The organism is Phaeobacter sp. HF9A (assembly GCF_011806385.1).
GTDB lineage: Bacteria > Pseudomonadota > Alphaproteobacteria > Rhodobacterales > Rhodobacteraceae > Epibacterium.
This window is the reverse complement of sequence record NZ_JAATOX010000230.1, coordinates 1-2301: the sequence shown is the minus strand read 5'-3', so window position 1 is coordinate 2301 and position 2301 is coordinate 1. Positions and strand designations below refer to the sequence as shown.

Sequence of the window (2301 nt, the reverse complement as noted above, 5' to 3'; positions counted from 1 at the left end):
CACAGGCGATCAGCAGTTCGGGACGTTGACCGCCAGCCCGCCGAGCGAGGTTTCCTTGTATTTCTCATGCATGTCGTGACCGGTCTGGCGCATGGTCTCGATCACCGCATCCAGCGGCACAAAATGCTTGCCGTCGCCGCGCAGGGCGAGGGAGGCCGCCGAGACCGCCTTGATCGCGCCAAGGCCGTTGCGCTCGATGCAGGGCACCTGAACCAGCCCCTTGACCGGATCGCAGGTCATGCCGAGGTGATGCTCCAGCGCGATTTCGGCCGCGTTTTCCACCTGCTCGACGCTGCCGCCCATGACAGCGCAGAGGCCAGCGGCGGCCATGGCGGCGGCGGAGCCGACCTCGGCCTGACAGCCTGCTTCGGCGCCCGAGATCGACGCGTTATATTTGACCAGCCCGCCAATGGCGGCGGCGGTCAGCAGGAAATCCTCGATGTGTTTTTCCGAAGCGCCCGGCACGTGATCGAGATAATAGCGCAGCACCGCCGGCAAGACGCCCGCGGCGCCATTGGTGGGGGCGGTCACCACCTGGCCGCCGGCAGCGTTTTCCTCGTTCACCGCCATAGCGTAGACGCTCATCCAGTCGTTGATGGTATGCGGCGCGGTCAGGTTCATGCCGCGCTCCGCCATCAGCGCATCGTAGATCCCCTTGGCCCGGCGGCGCACCTGAAGCCCGCCCGGCAGGATGCCATCCCGCTCCAGCCCCCGGTTGATACAATCGTTCATCACCTGCCAGAGCCGCGCGGTGCCCCGGTTGAGGCTCTGCTCGCAGCCGCGCGAGACCTCGTTGGCGCGTTTCATCTGGGCGATGGTCAGACCGGAGGCCCTGGCCATTTCCAGCATCTCGACCGCGGATTTGAACGGGTAGGGCACGGGATCGCCATCATCCGTCGCCTTGCCCTGTGCCAGTTCTTCCTCGGTCAGCACAAAACCGCCACCGACAGAGTAGAACACCTGCCGCAGGATGACATCGCTCTGCGCATCGGTGGCCATCAGGATCATACCATTGGCATGGCCCGCGAGCGCATGATCATAGTCGAAAATCATGTCCGCCCTGGGATCAAACCGCAGGCGGCCCAGATCCTCCAGCACGATGGTCTTGCTCTCGTTGATCGCGGCCAGGGTCTCTTCGGCCTTGTCGTCGTCATAGGTCTCCGGCAGGAAACCGGCGAGCCCGAGGATCGTGGCGCGATCCGTGGCATGCCCCACGCCGGTGAAGGCCAGCGAGCCATGCAGCGAGGCGCGCAGCCCGCGGAACTCAAACGGCGAGGCGCGCATCATGTCGAGAAAGCGCGCGGCGGCGACCATCGGGCCCATGGTGTGCGAGGAGGAGGGGCCGATGCCCACCTTGAACATATCAAAGACGGAGAGGAACATTTAGGTGGCTGATCCTTCTGGAGGGGTAGCGAGTTTCGGGGCGGTAAAGGGGGTGGGGCCAAGGCCCTCCGCCTGTTGCGCGGCGCGCGTGCTGGCCCGGCGCTCGGCGCGCAGACACAGCGCATAGAGCGCGGGATAGGCGGTGATGTCAAACCAGGGCTGCCCGGGTGTCTCGGCATAGAGTTTGCACCAGCGCATCAAGCACGGCAGGTAGAGGTCAAACAGCGTCGGCTGTGCCTGGCCGCTGAGCGCCGGCGTCTCGATCAGCGCCGCCTCAAGGATGCGCAGATCGCTCTGCAACCGCTGCCGCAGGACGGCCCGCAGCTGATGCTGATGGGCAGGATCGGCACCGATGAATTTCTCGGGATAGAAGCTCTGACGCAGGTCGATATGCAGCGTGTTGGAGCACCAGAACAACCATTTCAGCATATCGCCGCGGTTTGGGTCCTGCGGCGCGGGCGCCAGCTGCCCGCTGCGATCCGCCAGCCAGAGCAGGATGGCCGCGGTTTCAAAAATCACCCCGTCCGGGGTTGCCAGCGCCGGGATGGTGCCATTGGGGTTGAGCCGCAGATAGGCCGGTTGCTGCTGCGCCCGCTGGCTGCGGTCCACCAATATTGTCTCATAGGGCAGGCCAAGCTCCTCCAGCGCCAGTCGCACGATCAGCGAGGCATTGTCCGGCGCGTAATGAAGGCGGAGTGAGGCAGTCATAGGGCGACCCTAGTCGGGCTTTGCGGCGGCGGAGCGTTTGTTTCCGACGTTTCCAATCGGAAACGCGTATATCAGACCTATGTTCCATCTCTATCGGCCTGACACGGACCCGGTCGCACCGAGCAAGTGGCGGGAGAAAAAGATGTTTCGCTTCGGGCCATGCCCGAAGCGACCGGCACCGCGCGCGCCCCTTGCGGGGCGCGCGCGGTG

Annotated in this window: 2 protein-coding genes; both read right to left on the bottom strand. The window is 65.0% G+C overall.

Features of this window, described 5'->3' with window-relative positions; all coding sequences use genetic code 11:
• Positions 1-9 precede the first annotated feature (9 nt).
• Positions 10-1383, bottom strand: a complete 1374-nt coding sequence (locus HCZ87_RS20555; protein WP_167646963.1) for an L-serine ammonia-lyase — start codon at positions 1381-1383, stop codon at positions 10-12.
• Entirely contained in the window at positions 1384-2091 is a 708-nt protein-coding gene (locus HCZ87_RS20550; RefSeq protein ID WP_167646961.1) for a glutathione S-transferase family protein, read from the bottom strand.
• Positions 2092-2301 lie beyond the last annotated feature (210 nt).